Origin of the sequence: Chryseobacterium oncorhynchi (assembly GCF_002899895.1) — a bacterium.
GTDB classification, from domain to species: Bacteria; Bacteroidota; Bacteroidia; order Flavobacteriales; family Weeksellaceae; genus Chryseobacterium; species Chryseobacterium oncorhynchi.
In genome coordinates this window covers 661,466-674,071 of sequence record NZ_PPEI02000001.1, presented here as the reverse complement: position 1 = coordinate 674,071, position 12,606 = coordinate 661,466, and the positions used below count along the sequence as shown (strand labels likewise).

At 34.1% G+C, this 12,606-nt stretch carries 15 protein-coding genes; 14 read left to right on the top strand and 1 reads right to left on the bottom strand.

The genetic code is table 11. The features are described from left to right. The first annotated feature begins 1 nt into the window (after position 1). Genes C1638_RS03205 through C1638_RS03190 form a run of 4 tightly spaced genes read left to right on the top strand, consistent with a single transcriptional unit; the run spans position 2 to position 1,780 of the window. Complete coding sequence (locus tag C1638_RS03205) at positions 2-370, top strand: hypothetical protein (protein ID WP_109618116.1); 369 nt, start codon at positions 2-4, stop codon at positions 368-370. Continuing rightward, positions 327-776, top strand: coding sequence for a hypothetical protein (locus C1638_RS03200; RefSeq protein ID WP_123838314.1), 450 nt, complete (start codon positions 327-329; stop codon positions 774-776). The genes C1638_RS03205 and C1638_RS03200 overlap by 44 nt, the downstream gene beginning before the upstream one ends. Next, positions 679-1,146 carry a hypothetical protein gene (locus C1638_RS03195; protein WP_165826490.1) on the top strand — a complete coding sequence of 156 codons (468 nt, stop codon included), beginning with the start codon at positions 679-681 and terminating at the stop codon, positions 1,144-1,146. Before C1638_RS03200 ends, C1638_RS03195 begins: the two co-directional genes overlap by 98 nt. Before the next feature lie 10 nt (positions 1,147-1,156). After that, a complete protein-coding gene (locus C1638_RS03190) occupies positions 1,157-1,780 on the top strand; it encodes a glycoside hydrolase family 19 protein (protein ID WP_109618111.1) in 624 nt (207 codons plus the stop codon). A gap of 37 nt (positions 1,781-1,817) precedes the next feature. Here C1638_RS03190 and C1638_RS03185 read toward each other — a convergent pair whose 3' ends face one another. Then, positions 1,818-3,656, bottom strand: a complete 1,839-nt coding sequence (locus C1638_RS03185; protein ID WP_109618109.1) for an acyltransferase family protein — start codon at positions 3,654-3,656, stop codon at positions 1,818-1,820. A 106-nt stretch (positions 3,657-3,762) separates the two neighbouring features. Between C1638_RS03185 and C1638_RS03180 the strand changes: the two genes are divergently transcribed. From C1638_RS03180 to C1638_RS03130, 10 genes are all read left to right on the top strand, one after another. Continuing rightward, positions 3,763-4,587 carry a Clp protease/crotonase-like domain-containing protein gene (locus C1638_RS03180; RefSeq protein ID WP_109618106.1) on the top strand — a complete coding sequence of 275 codons (825 nt, stop codon included), beginning with the start codon at positions 3,763-3,765 and terminating at the stop codon, positions 4,585-4,587. A gap of 2 nt (positions 4,588-4,589) precedes the next feature. Next, positions 4,590-6,647: a hypothetical protein gene (locus C1638_RS03175; RefSeq protein ID WP_123838313.1), complete on the top strand. Its 2,058-nt coding sequence runs from the start codon at positions 4,590-4,592 to the stop codon at positions 6,645-6,647. A gap of 60 nt (positions 6,648-6,707) precedes the next feature. Then, positions 6,708-7,520: a hypothetical protein gene (locus tag C1638_RS03170; RefSeq protein WP_109618102.1), complete on the top strand. Its 813-nt coding sequence runs from the start codon at positions 6,708-6,710 to the stop codon at positions 7,518-7,520. 374 nt (positions 7,521-7,894) lie between these two features. Next, a complete protein-coding gene (locus tag C1638_RS03160; protein ID WP_109618099.1) occupies positions 7,895-9,241 on the top strand; it encodes a hypothetical protein in 1,347 nt (448 codons plus the stop codon). After that, a complete protein-coding gene (locus tag C1638_RS03155) occupies positions 9,241-10,161 on the top strand; it encodes a DUF6712 family protein (protein ID WP_109618098.1) in 921 nt (306 codons plus the stop codon). Before C1638_RS03160 ends, C1638_RS03155 begins: the two co-directional genes overlap by 1 nt. Before the next feature lie 38 nt (positions 10,162-10,199). Beyond that, complete coding sequence (locus C1638_RS03150; RefSeq protein ID WP_228428004.1) at positions 10,200-11,012, top strand: hypothetical protein; 813 nt, start codon at positions 10,200-10,202, stop codon at positions 11,010-11,012. Beyond that, entirely contained in the window at positions 10,993-11,433 is a 441-nt protein-coding gene (locus tag C1638_RS03145) for a hypothetical protein (RefSeq protein ID WP_109618094.1), read from the top strand. Before C1638_RS03150 ends, C1638_RS03145 begins: the two co-directional genes overlap by 20 nt. 2 nt (positions 11,434-11,435) lie before the next feature. Then, positions 11,436-11,855, top strand: a complete 420-nt coding sequence (locus C1638_RS03140; RefSeq protein ID WP_109618092.1) for a hypothetical protein — start codon at positions 11,436-11,438, stop codon at positions 11,853-11,855. Between the two features lie 192 nt (positions 11,856-12,047). Further along, on the top strand, positions 12,048-12,344 hold the full coding sequence (locus C1638_RS03135; protein ID WP_109618090.1) for a hypothetical protein: 297 nt from the start codon (positions 12,048-12,050) through the stop codon (positions 12,342-12,344). Further along, on the top strand, positions 12,341-12,598 hold the full coding sequence (locus C1638_RS03130) for a hypothetical protein (protein ID WP_109618089.1): 258 nt from the start codon (positions 12,341-12,343) through the stop codon (positions 12,596-12,598). Before C1638_RS03135 ends, C1638_RS03130 begins: the two co-directional genes overlap by 4 nt. Positions 12,599-12,606 lie beyond the last annotated feature (8 nt).

Here is a 12,606-nt window from a genome sequence, read left to right as displayed (position 1 = left end):
AATGGAAAATATAAACTACAATATCAGCGAGGTTCTAGCAGTAATCTTTTCGGTACTGATTGGATCGGGAGCTTACATTTCTTTTGTTTATATAAAAAACAAACAAAAAATAAGTATAGCTTATGTAGTCGCGGTTTTGCTTATAAATCTTTGCTTGACTTATGTGGCGTCGGAATTGCTAAAGGCTTTCAACTGGAGCCAGTGGCGTTCTCCATCGCTTCCTATGGTAGCGTTTGCTGGACAATACTTAACGGACTGGTTAGACAAGAGGTATTTCAAAATATTCGATACTGCAGCCAAGAGAGCTGGAATTAAATTAGACGACGATGAACCTAATATTAAAAAATCCGAAGAAAATGAAGATCAATAAAGACCTTTTATCCGCTTTCCTTGTGGTTCTATTGGTATCAGCTTTCGCTTATACCGTAGTTAAGGAAAGCAGCGATAGAGAATTAACAGAGATCCGGAAGATCCAGGAAAACCAGAGATTAGAAAAATACCAATCCGAATTGCGTGAAAATGCAGCTAATAATAAAAGAGATTCTTTTAAAACTGTATTAGAACGCCAAACAGCTGGTATTGGTATTCTGAATGATAATTTTAAGAATATAAATAACAGTATTCTTAATATGAGAACCCAATATGATAAAAATTTTAGTGAACTTAAAAATACACAAAATGAAAGCGATCACATTAATTCTGCTTCTGTTAACGAGCAATTTGATTTTATCTCAAAATACAAATACAAGGAATATTCCGGAGGAACAAATCCCTGAAGTATACAAGGGACTTAAGCAAAACGAATATCTAAAAATTAGACTTCAAAAAACTGAATCAGCACTTTATGGCGCTAATCAGCTAATTAATGAACAAGATAAAGCGCTTACTGTTAGCAAGAGTTTATTAACCGCAAAAGATGAAGCCCTGGGAACTGTAGTGGAAATCTCTAAGCAAGATAAAATTATTGCTGAAGAAAGGGAAAAACAATTAAATATTGATATTTCTTATTTACAGGCTCAAATGGAAATAGTAAAAAAAGAAGCTGAAATTCATCAAAGAAAAAGATTCTGGAATGGATTAAAGGTGGGTGGAGTATCAGTTGCCGTTTTGGGAGTTGCTGGTTTAATTTGGTTTAATAATCGATAAAAAGAAAGAAATGACAGCATTAGAGTTATCAAACAAATACAAAACGCATTTAAACAAAAACGGAATTAATACACCGTTGAGATTAGCACACTTTTTTGCACAAGCAGACCATGAGAGTGGTTTAAAGCCAAAAACTGAAAGCCTTAATTATTCTGTAGAGGGTCTTTTATCCACCTTTGGAAAGGATAGAATAACAAATACACAGGCCTACGATTATGGAAGAAGTGTAAATCATCCGGCTAATCAAATGGTTATTGCAAACATCGTATATGGTGGAACATGGGGCCGCGAGAATCTTGGAAATATTACACCTGGAGATGGTTGGAAATACCGAGGCCGTGGAATTTTTCAAATTACAGGAAGATCAAATTACTTGCAACTGACAAATTATGCAAAAAGTAAAGGTTTGGATGTTAATTATATTGAAAATCCAGATCTTCTATTAAATGAATCAGATTCAATTATTGCTGCATTATGGTATTGGAATAGCAGGGGGCTTAATAATTTTGCAGATAAAGATGATGTTTATTCTGTTTCCAAAATTATCAATATTGGAAGCCTTAAAAAGAAAGGAACTCCTAAAGGATTAATTGAAAGAGAAAGTAAACTAAAATACTACAAGACCGTTTTCTAAATAAACATTCCCCGCTTATTAGATGGGGAATGTTTATTTAAAGATTGTTTCTTATTCCTTGGTAAATAATAGGTTTGTACTGCTCAGTTCCATAATATGTTAAATGATTAGTGTCATAAATAAATGGCTCACCATTTTCATTCACTTTTTTTACTGGAAAATCAAGCAATTCAACATATCTTGATTTTAATCTTTTTTTGAGGTATGAATTAGATGAATTAACACTTTCATCAATAAAAATTTGATTGTGAGATAGTATATTATATTCTTGATTAATATAATATTCAGTAGGGAAATCAAGATAGTACCTAGGAGTTTGACCAATATATAAAGTTTTAACTCTTTGTTGATTAAAATATTTCTCAGTAAAATCAATATTCTTATTCAGGTCCGGTTGCTTATACGCACTATAATTTGAACATATCACAACTAAATCAATATTGTTTTTATTTTCAGGAAGCCAGTCTTTATAGAAATAATTAAAAAACTCTTTTGGACCTGGAAAGTTAGTATTTGCATCAACCATTGGAAAAGTACCATCTGCAGCGACTAATAATAATTCGTGTTTTGAATCTTTTACAATTTTTTTTAAAGTTTGAAAGAACATTCCTGCGTGACTATCGCCAAGTAGAATAATGTATCTTTTATTTGGATCAATTTTTAATTTATTTAAATCGTAATCTTTAAAATCATCGGTGCTTTTAAAGTAGTTTTCATTAAACCCATATTGATTATAGGCTTCATCACTAGTTTTGTAGTTGCTGGTAGTAGAAACTAAAATAGCTGTTTTATCATCAAATATGTTATTTTCTTTAATTTTTGAAAAAGAAAATGAAATAGTGAACAAAATGATGCTAGAAAAAACTATAGTAAATGTCTTTTTAGTATAGTTTTTCTTCTCAATTATGAAATATGATAAGGCCGCAAAAATAAAAGAAAGACCAATGAACAGCAGTTTATGCCTAAATAACTCATTTAAAGATAAAAATACACTTAAAACGAAGAATGGCCAATGCCATAAGTATAAAGAGTAGGAGATATTACCTAAAAACAAAATGATTTTATTTTTAAAAACTTCCAAATCAACATTTACAAATAATATTGTTGCTGTAGATATAACCGGTATAATAGTTAATGGAGACGGCCACAATACTTCATGACTATTAATTAAGAAGATTGACCATAAAATTAGCAATAATGAAGCTATAACAAGAATATATTTATTTCGGAACGAAATTCTTGTTGCACTTCCAGCGTATAAAAATGCTAGGCCTCCAAACATCATTTCCCAAGCTCGTGTATAAAACATGTAGAATGAATAAGATTGATTATGATACAGCATAGAAGAAAATGACAACACCATTATTCCAATGAAAAATAAATTAAATACATTCCTTTTTTTTAAATAAAGATTTTTAAGTGCAAGTAGAATAAATGGAAATATTAGGTAAAATTGCCATTCTACACTTAATGACCACGTATGAAGTAGAAAATTGAATTGTGAATTGTTGTCAAAATATCCCGAATTGAGATAGTAGAAAATATTTGAAAAAAATAAGCTACTAGAAAAATATGATTGTAGATAGTTAATGAACTGTGTTGGCAAAAAAACATAGATAATCGGAACAAAAAACGTAATCATAGCAAGTAATGCAGGTAAGATTCTATTGATACGTTTTTGTAGGTAGCCCCAGTAAGTGAATGTTCCCTTGTCAAATCCTGACAAAATGATTCTACTCATTAAATAACCTGAAATAGCAAAGAAAATATCAACGCCAATAAAACCTCCTTTGAAAAAAGAAAATTTAAAGTGATATAGTAATACAGCAATTACAGAGACGGCGCGAAGAAAGGATATATCACTTCTGAATTTCATGTTTTAATTTTCATTAAAGATAGAAATATCTAAATAAATACAAATTACGGAATCTCATATTTTTAATGTAACACAACCTTTTCCCTGTCTCCTTTAGTTTTGCGATATGAAAATACTATCAGAAATTATTGGCGGTACTTGGCTCTTCAATATGGAAGATCCGGAACAACTGAAAGTAATGGTAAAAACCATTCTTTCTGGTGGAAAAATCAATGATGAACGCCCTCAATTATCTACTTTCATTGGAGGTGAAAGTGTGATGGATGATTCTACCGGGAAAGTAAAACAGATTAATAAGGTCGGTTATATCTCTATGACCGGTGTGATGACTAAATATTCTGGGATGTGCAACATTGGTGCGCAGGAATATGCATCAGAAGCTATTAAATTAGATAGAGATCCGGATACTTTGGGAACTATTTTTCATATCGATGGAAATGGTGGAAATGCTGATGCAATGCCTTTGTTGATAGATGCTTCATCCAAGCTCCAGAAGCCTAAAATTGTTTTAATAGATAAGGCTTTTTCTGCTCATTATTGGGCCGCCTGCTTGTTGGGGGATCACCTAATGCTTTCTAATGATCTTACTGCTGAAGTTGGTTCTATTGGGGCGATGATAATGTTTGAAAAGCCTAAAGATGAATTAATTATTATCCGTCCTCCGGAGTCTTTAGAAAAAAATCAGGACTTTATTGATGCTTTAGATGGTAAATACGATCTATTCATTAAAAAACTTTCACCATTGGCTCAGAGATTTCAAGCATCTGTAATGGAAAGAAGACCCGGTGTTAAAGCTGATGTGCTTAAGGGGGCTACTTACTCAGCTCAGGAAGCTATTAAATACAATCTTGCTGATAGTATTGGAGATATCAACGATGCCTATAATTGGATTGTCGCAAAATCAGAACTCAGAAAAATAAAATCAAAATAATTATGAAATTTCAAAAAATGTTAGCTGGTCTTTTAGGGCTTGCAATGGTAGAATCTAAGGATAATCAGGTTCAGCTTTCAGACGATGAGCGAGCTAAGTTAAAAACACAGCTTGGTGAAGCTGATGCCGCCACGCTTATAGAGCAGGCGAATCTGGAGTTAACGGGTGTAGGTAATGCAAAAACTCAATTGCAAGCCGTTAGGGAACAACTGGAGAATAAGAGTGCTGAAAATGCTCAGCAGTCTACAATAATTGAGAATCTTAATACTGATTTACAGAAAAGTAAAAAAACAATTGCTAAGCTTGTAGAATCTCCGGAAACAGTTACAGAAACAATTAGCACAGTACAAGCGGCATTTGGATCAGGGCCAATTGTGGCAATTTCAGGCTTTTTGATGGGAATTCAGGAGAATCTATTTAAAATGGATCGTCCGTGGAATACTAGGGCGGTTGCTGGAATGTCAGCCCCACAAACAAGCTTTGATAATGAACTTGTTTTAAATACCTTAAACGAAGATATTAAAGGCTTTGTTGCAGAGTACCCAAGTAAATTTGAATCTCTATTTGAAAAGAAATTTACTCTTCCGGAATTATGGAAACAAAATACCATTTTTGGCGTTGCAGATAAGCTTGTTTCAGCTCATATTTCTGTTAATGAAGTTACTCAACCGAGAAAAGCCGTATGGGTAGCAAAAGGCGGGGTTACCATCAAGCCGGAAGTAATGGAAGTAAAACCAGTACAAATTGATCTTCAGTTTGATTATTGGGCATTACAGGCTTTGGAGACTAACTGGATGTATCAGTTTAATAAGGAAGGATCTCAGGCTTATAAAATGAGTTTCATTGAGTTTCTTATTATCAAGTATCTTGAAAAGGCCAGATCAGAAGATGCTGATGTGCTTGTAAGAGGGGTGTATTCTGAAAAGCCGGAGAAATATGATAAGCCTGTAACTTATCTTATCAGAAATAATGGTGTTTTCAAACAGCTTTTTGATGCAAGGGATATTACGAAGAAATTCCGCGCATTCTATTTAGGTGATCTTACTGAATCCAATGTTTTAGATTATGTGGAAGCAGCAATTCAGTCTCTTCCTATTGATATCAGAAATATGGATTTACAATTTGTATGGTCTCCTTACTGGATCAGAAAATATAAAGAAAGGGACCGTGAAGTTTTCGGCGGAAACAATGATTATACTGGTTTGGTAAAAAGTCCAAGAGATTATGATAATATTGAATTTGTTCCGCTTAATCAGTTAGAAGGATCTAAATTCTTTTTTATCACATTTAAAGATAATGTGAAGATCCTGGAATATAAGCCTCAGGAAAAATCCCTACTTACTTTCGAAAAATTCTTAAGAGATGTTTATGCGTTTGCTGACTATCGTTTGGGAATCGGAGTAAATCACATTGGTCTTGAAACAGATCCGGATAATCCATTGAAATATGAATTGCAGGCAGTTTGGTCTAATACGGAACCGTTGTTTGACAAAAATTTCTATATTCCATTCTTTGATTTCGCAAATGGAATTGTTAATGCAAATCATAATAGAATTACACCGGTTGTAGACTTTACAACAGATATTACTTCTATCAAAGGTAACATTGGAAATTACCTATTTATCAGAGGTAATGTATCTCTTACTTCAAATGTTAAGGTGAAGAAAAATGCAGAACTTCTTTTAACTAGTGATTTTGATCTTAAATCTGGGGGCACGCTTACTCTTGTAAAGGCGGGTGCTACATGGAAAGAAGTTTCAAGAACAACTGCTCCGGAAATTTCTCCTACAAAAATGGAGTTCAAAACAGATACTATTGTATATGAAAAATCAAATCAGTTTGTATACAAAGGTACAGTGGCTGTAAATTTAGCTTCTATCACAGGAGGTGCTGAAGGAAATACAATCAGAATTTTTGGTGGTGAAGCAGCTGGTTCAGCATTAACTGTTAAAACAGTCGGAAATATAAAAACTGCATCAGATTATGTAATGGATTCTGCTGCCAAATACATTGATTTAATTTTTATTGATGGTGTTTGGAACGAATATTCAAGAGGATAATCCGGGTAAATTTTAATAACCAAAAACCTCTCGATGTATAGGTAAATCGGTTTTACAGATATGAGACAAGATCTAAAAAAATCAAGAAATAACGCAGGAACTCCAACACCTAAAAAAGCTAACGCGATTGCAGCTCTTGCTGATGATATTGCAACATGGCCAACAGTGGCAGAAGATGGGGTTAGTCTGGAAGGAAATTTTACCTTTAAACCGGGTACCAATTTCTTTAAAATATACATGACTGCACCGACGCAGGCGGCAACCTTTGAATCATCAGGAAATCCAGATGGTAGAGGGGCGATGAATAAGTATGTAGGGGAACATCCGGGGACAACTAAGGACGCTATGTCTTTTATTAAAAAATACATGGGAGAGGGCTTTGTTATTATTTATGGAGGTTGTGGAAGTGATGAAGAAATGAGAGTAATGGGATCAGACTGCCATCCGCTAGTTCTTACAGCATCTGGAAAAGATGATAAAGATGGAAATATCAACACATTGACTTTCGAGCAAGAAATGATTAACAGGGATTTCATCAAGTTCTACAATGGTGATGTTAATTTTGCCCAGCCTAAGCAACTTACTGATGAAAATGTAAATCTTCAGATTGCGGATGGACCAGTTTATCAACTTCCTGCAACTACTGTTACAGCAGATGTGAAGATTACAGCTTCCAACTTTGAGCATAATCAAATCATTACCCTTATTGGTGGTGGGGGAACTGTTCCCGTAGTATTGAAAAATACACCTGCAGGAACTGTTCCTGTATTGTTGAAAGAAGCTACCAATTGGATTGCGCTGAAAGATGCTGTCATTAATCTGAGAGTAATTAAAGCAGAAAAAACCTACTTGGTAGAGGCCTCAAGGAAATAAGTATTTTTTTATTATATATATGTTGGTGAAAGCTGCTCATCCGTGAGCAGCTTTTTTTAGTGTAACGTTTTTGGAGTTTTTTACCTGATACTTTTGTCAAATGGAATCAATATATGTTTATGATGCACTTAAACTGATGCGGAAACTTTCCGCTGAAAATTATCCCGTGAAGATTAGCTTTATAAGTTGTAGTATAACTCAAAGAAGTTCTAGTGGTCTTATTAAGGTTAATAATGCCATTCTAACGAAAGGCATGCCCAGGAAAAAAAGTAAGTATGCTGATGATCTTATTGCATATGAGAATACAGATACAGGAGAAAGAAAACATTTTTGGCTTCCGTTACTAATGACAGTTAATAATTTAAAAATTACCCATGATAGAGTTTTTAGGAGATGATGCCATTGTAAGAGGAGATACAGCAGCTTTTACTTTTGAAGTTGTAGATCCGCGCCGGGAGAAAAATGAATCCTATTTTTCAATGGATGTTTTTTCATCACGCCCATTTTCTTCTGTAAATGGGCAATGGAATGTTTTTCCTTATGGGGAAAATAATGAGCTTCCTGTTCAGATCCGGAATATCGTTTATTCCAATTCCATATCTCCCGGAATTTTAAATAAAAAAACTGGGCTTAATTGGGGAAAAGGTCCTAAACTTTACGAAGAAAAATTTGATGAGCAGGGAGTGCTTTATCGTCAATATCAGAATGATGATGAAATACAGTCTTGGTTAGATACCTGGGATTATGAAACCTATCTTGCAAAATGTGCTACAGACTTTTCACATATTGAATCTTTTTTTACCAAAGTAGTTCAAAACAAGGGATGGAGAATTGGAAACGCTCCAAAAATTAGGCATCTTGAGCATATTTCACCATCAAAAAAGCCTTTAGTTGCAAGTAAATTATACACTCCTACCCATGTGCTGCTTCCAAAGGAGGATCAGCCGGAATTGTTAGAAGTATTTCCGTTTTTTGATAAATTTGAACCTTTCAAATATCCGTTAAGTATAAAGTATTCCAATCTTTATACTTTTGCTTCAGATTTTTTCAGTATCCCTCATATTCTTGGTTCAATCCCTTGGATTATCCAGTCCAATAATGTGCCTAAGTTTCTGGCAGCACTTAGTAAGAATTCAATCAATATCAAGTATCACATTACTTCTCCAAAAGAATATTGGGACCAAAAGCGAGATGATATCAAACAAGAGTGTACAGATAAAGGAATTGATTTTAAAGAATCTATGTTTAAAACCTTTAAAAGAAATATGCTTAAAAGCGTCGAAAAAGTTCTTTCCGGGCTTGAGAATGCAGGCAAATTCTGGCATTCTGAGCAGGTGCTTGTGGTGGAAGGTGTTAATGTTATTGAAATGGGTTGGAAGATTACTGTAATAGATCAGAAAATGCAGGATACAGTGCAGGCACAGATATCAATTGCAAATAAAGCGGATAAGTCTACAGCTACAGGAGTAGGGGTACACACCGCAATTGGTAATATCTCGGATTCCGGGGAAAGTAATAGCGGTTCTGAGCAGTATTATGCCCTTAATAATTATCTTCAAATTGGAATTGATCTTCCGGAAATGGTGATAATGGATCCAATGAATGCGGCTATAAAAGCTAATTTCCCGCATAAAAAATTAAAAATGGGCTTGTACCATCAGGAGGTAAAGATGCAACAGGATATGTCTAAAGAACAAAGAAATTTAAATGCTCCCAGATAATGAAATTCCTATTTAAACCAGAAGACTTCCAAAAAGATTTTAAAAAAACTGTTGGAATCGTTGATGCTGATATGTCCTGGGACAGAACCCGCCCAGCACTTGTCCTTGCTACAGATGAGATAATTGAGATTATTGGTGATGATAATTATAATTTGCTTTCCGCTGAGCCATTGGCACCAGAAAATAAAGAGTTCTTTGATCTTGTAAAATTTGCCGTGGCCTTTAAATCTTATATTCACTATGCTCCCACGGGAGATCTTTCCATGACCAATAAAGGGCGTGTGATGAGAAGAGATGATTTTGAAGTTTCTGCTTTCGAATGGCAGATTGATACACATAATAATTCGCTTAAGCATTTTTATTTTAAACACTTGAATTTACTTCTGAAATTCATGGTTAAAAATAATATGACTATTGGGCTAATAAAATTTCAGCATAGTAAACTTATTGTGCCCTCACTTCCTGAATTTGAAAAACATTACGGATTAAATGACTCTTACTTTCTATATCTTAATCTCCTGCCTGCTCTTAGAGAATTTGAAGAGCTGGAAATGAGACCAAGAATAAGCAGTGATTTGTATCAAAATAGAACCCAGTTAAAAGATAAAGTAGATCTTTACAATATCTGCCAAAAAGCGGCTGTTTATTATGCCATCACCTGGGGACTTCGCCACTTGGATATCCAGATGTTTCCAGAATCCATTGTCCGATCCACAGGAAATGCCAGTAAAAAAAATAACTCTGTTAATTCCCAGTTGATGCCGTCTGAACTTGCTTTGCAGTTTGAAGCAGATTATGAAAAGTATCTTTTGAAAATTGAAAATGAAATGTCTAACCTCACAAAGCCGGAAAGAAAATTAGAAGAATTCAGGCTTCCGGATCTTGACTTTAGTGATGATGATAATTTTGTAAGCACATGATAAGTATAGAAATACCTCATAAAAAAAAGTTTCTTTATATGCCTGAAAATCTTGCTGAGTGTGACGGCCGGCAATTTGCAGATCTTGCAAAAATAATTTGGATGGCAAAAGAAAAGAAGATCAGCTTCATGGATATGAAGATTGCTGCTGTATATGCACTTCTTGGTCTTAAAAGATCTAAAAAGGTTTCTGAAGAAACAACAGAAAATGTAAATAGGCTTAGCATTTTTGTCGAAAACTTTTTTGAGAAAGATGAAGATGGAAATCTGATTGAAATTAAACTTGATTTTCAGAATAACCATTACCCTAAATTTTGGTTGTTTGGTGATTTTTTCGGTCCTGAAGATGGGTTTAAGTATGTTACTTTTGGTCAGTATGTTGATGGCTTAGACGAATATATTTACTATACAAATACAGGAGATATTGAAGCATTGAGAATGCTTTTCGCAATTTTCTACATGAAAAAAGGAGAAAAGTATGATTATAAGATTTCCAGAAAAAGAGCAAAAAGTATTTTTAAATATGTTGATATCCGGCACCTTTACGGGTTTTACTTGTTTTTCTCCTCAATTCAAACCTATGTTTTAGGGGGTGAAATAAATGTAATGGGAAATCCTATTGATCTATCTCTTATTTACACAACATCAGGGGTAGAAAAATTTGTAAGTAATATTCCCGGAACCGGCATGCGAAGCATTATATCGGAACTGGCAGAAAGTCAGGTTTTCGGACCTTATAAGGAAGTTGAACAAACCAATATGTGGATGGTGCTTGTACGCCTGTATGAGCTGAAGAAAAAAGAATTAGACGAACAGGAAAGAAGTAAAAATAATGAGACCACTAGAACTTAAAGAGATGCTTTCAGAAATTAAATCTGAAAATCCTGAAATAAACAAAACAATCACTTTGGTAGATGATTCTGATCTTGCTGATTTTGTATCAGAAGTAAGTACTTCAGATAATATGCTTTTGATTGGTGTAATTCCTTCTTATGGTCATAAAGGGAAAATATCCAGTTTTAAGATGCTTCCGGTTTTCCAGCTTCAGATCCTTGAAAAAACAGACTATTCTGCAATCAATAATGATGATTTTGTAATGTTATATGAGAGAACACTTATTGTCACGGAGAAAGTGAGAGATTTTGTTTTGGATAAAATGGAAGATGGATGCTACCCTATGTTATCAGGATTAGATATGAGCAATGTAGATATAGATCCTGTCCGGGGAAAGGCTAGCTGTAATGGATGGACTATTGATTTCTTTACGCAATAATCATGGGACTATCAGAAAAAAGAAATAGAGACGTAGGAATTATTGAGGGGCTTTTCATAAGAAAGACTCTTGAAGATCATGCGAAAACAATTCTTGAAGATACCAAGAGGCAGATGGTGGGTTTTACCAACAGAAAATGGAATAAAAGGGGTATTTCTGTTAATGACAATACACTTGTATATAGTCATATAAGTGCGTTTCGTTTTGTGGATATGAAAACAGTGCGGGCGAAGTCAGGCTATAGTATAGGTTCAAAGAAAGTAAGAAAAGGAAAAATCAAAAAGAATTTTTTTCCAATACACAATACACCTATTTTCTCCAGCAAACGTTTTCTTATAAAAAGACTTTCATTTGGTTTTACAGATGAAGTTAAGAACAGCTTTGAGCAGTTAGCGAAAGACTCAGGATTATTAAACGAATAATTTTTTGTCAGCATTTGAAAAATATTATATATTTGCAGTGACTCACCGCTACGGAAAACCCGTAAAAAATTTTTTGTAAAAATATAATCCCCCAGGAGTATAGGAGTAGTAATACCCTAACGCGTTCTCGTAACGGTGAGTCAACTCCTACGGGGGTGTTTTTTTGGATTTAACTTTTAAATATATTGTCGTATGACTCACACAATCAGTTTAGAAGATACTCCATCATTGGATATTTTCCGCTTTGCCGGCGCACAGGCTGTGAAAGGTTTTAAAGAAAAGCCTAAGAAATTAGATACACCTTGCGAGTTCTTTCGCAAAAATAAATTAAGATCTTTTAGATATAAAGTTTTAGAGAAAGGTGATGTAAGACTGTCAGTTATCACTCCGGATGGCCGTGAACACTATGCTATTCACAGAAATTTCATATTAGCATATATACGTCTTGTCCGTTCTTATGATTCACTTAAAAATAGACTAAAATCATGAGATCGGAAAAAAACAGTGGAACTGCATTCCCAAACACAGAAATCCTTTCACCTATCAAAGAATTATTAATTTCTTATTCTCCGGAAGAATTGGAAGATATGCTCTTTCATCTTTTTGAAGATGCCAATCTTTCGGAAGGGGATTTAAACCGGGATGAAAAAATTATGCGTCATGATTTTCATTTAGCATGCCGGAGTATTTTAAGAAATCTTTCAAAAGATCCGGAAAGCTTAAGTGCAATTAAAAATCTTTAAATGACCTT

What these genes read in the sequence shown, in the direction of transcription:
- C1638_RS03175 (WP_123838313.1), top strand. Translation starts at nt 4,590, where the DNA reads ATGAAATTTCAAAAAATGTTAGCTGGTCTTTTAGGGCTTGCAATGGTA.
- C1638_RS03185 (WP_109618109.1), bottom strand. Translation starts at nt 3,656, where the DNA reads ATGAAATTCAGAAGTGATATATCCTTTCTTCGCGCCGTCTCTGTAATT.
- C1638_RS03205 (WP_109618116.1), top strand. Translation starts at nt 2, where the DNA reads ATGGAAAATATAAACTACAATATCAGCGAGGTTCTAGCAGTAATCTTT.
- C1638_RS03160 (WP_109618099.1), top strand. Translation starts at nt 7,895, where the DNA reads ATGATAGAGTTTTTAGGAGATGATGCCATTGTAAGAGGAGATACAGCA.
- C1638_RS03130 (WP_109618089.1), top strand. Translation starts at nt 12,341, where the DNA reads ATGAGATCGGAAAAAAACAGTGGAACTGCATTCCCAAACACAGAAATC.
- C1638_RS03190 (WP_109618111.1), top strand. Translation starts at nt 1,157, where the DNA reads ATGACAGCATTAGAGTTATCAAACAAATACAAAACGCATTTAAACAAA.
- C1638_RS03180 (WP_109618106.1), top strand. Translation starts at nt 3,763, where the DNA reads ATGAAAATACTATCAGAAATTATTGGCGGTACTTGGCTCTTCAATATG.
- C1638_RS03145 (WP_109618094.1), top strand. Translation starts at nt 10,993, where the DNA reads ATGAGACCACTAGAACTTAAAGAGATGCTTTCAGAAATTAAATCTGAA.
- C1638_RS03195 (WP_165826490.1), top strand. Translation starts at nt 679, where the DNA reads ATGAAAGCGATCACATTAATTCTGCTTCTGTTAACGAGCAATTTGATT.
- C1638_RS03140 (WP_109618092.1), top strand. Translation starts at nt 11,436, where the DNA reads ATGGGACTATCAGAAAAAAGAAATAGAGACGTAGGAATTATTGAGGGG.
- C1638_RS03150 (WP_228428004.1), top strand. Translation starts at nt 10,200, where the DNA reads ATGCCTGAAAATCTTGCTGAGTGTGACGGCCGGCAATTTGCAGATCTT.
- C1638_RS03155 (WP_109618098.1), top strand. Translation starts at nt 9,241, where the DNA reads ATGAAATTCCTATTTAAACCAGAAGACTTCCAAAAAGATTTTAAAAAA.
- C1638_RS03200 (WP_123838314.1), top strand. Translation starts at nt 327, where the DNA reads ATGAACCTAATATTAAAAAATCCGAAGAAAATGAAGATCAATAAAGAC.
- C1638_RS03170 (WP_109618102.1), top strand. Translation starts at nt 6,708, where the DNA reads ATGAGACAAGATCTAAAAAAATCAAGAAATAACGCAGGAACTCCAACA.
- C1638_RS03135 (WP_109618090.1), top strand. Translation starts at nt 12,048, where the DNA reads ATGACTCACACAATCAGTTTAGAAGATACTCCATCATTGGATATTTTC.